Origin of the sequence: Streptomyces katrae (assembly GCF_000966975.1) — a bacterium.
Taxonomy (GTDB): Bacteria; Actinomycetota; Actinomycetes; order Streptomycetales; family Streptomycetaceae; genus Streptomyces; species Streptomyces katrae.
In genome coordinates this window covers 1-380 of record NZ_JZWV01001055.1, presented here as the reverse complement: position 1 = coordinate 380, position 380 = coordinate 1, and the positions used below count along the sequence as shown (strand labels likewise).

General features: G+C 75.0%; 1 protein-coding gene. It reads left to right on the top strand.

Translation table 11 applies throughout. From position 1 onward, the window contains the following. Positions 1–6: 6 nt before the first annotated feature. Positions 7–380: glycine-rich protein (locus VR44_RS49295; protein WP_425424554.1), on the top strand; the 374-nt coding region annotated here is incomplete at its 3' end.

Sequence of the window (380 nt, the reverse complement as noted above, 5' to 3'; positions counted from 1 at the left end):
GGCACACTGACCGTTACACCCGGCCAAACGCTGCAGGTCAACGTCGGAGGCGCGGGCGGCAACGCATTGGGATCCGGCGGAGCCACCGGCGGCTTCAACCGCGGAGCCGCCGGTGGCGCCTCAGGCCTGTTCGGTGGCGGAGGCGGCGGCGCCTCGGACGTCCGTTCCGGGACCTTCGACCTGGCCTCACGGCTGGTGACGGCGGCTGGTGGCGGAGGCGCCGACGTCGGCGAGCCGGCGGTACCGGCGGTGTCGGCAGTCAGTCGGGAGCACGAGGGGGCAACGGCACCGCCAACCAGGACGCAACCGGGGGCCAGGGCGGCGGCGCGGGGGGGAGCGGAGGGAGCCAAAACGGCGCGAACGGCCAGCCCGGCACACTG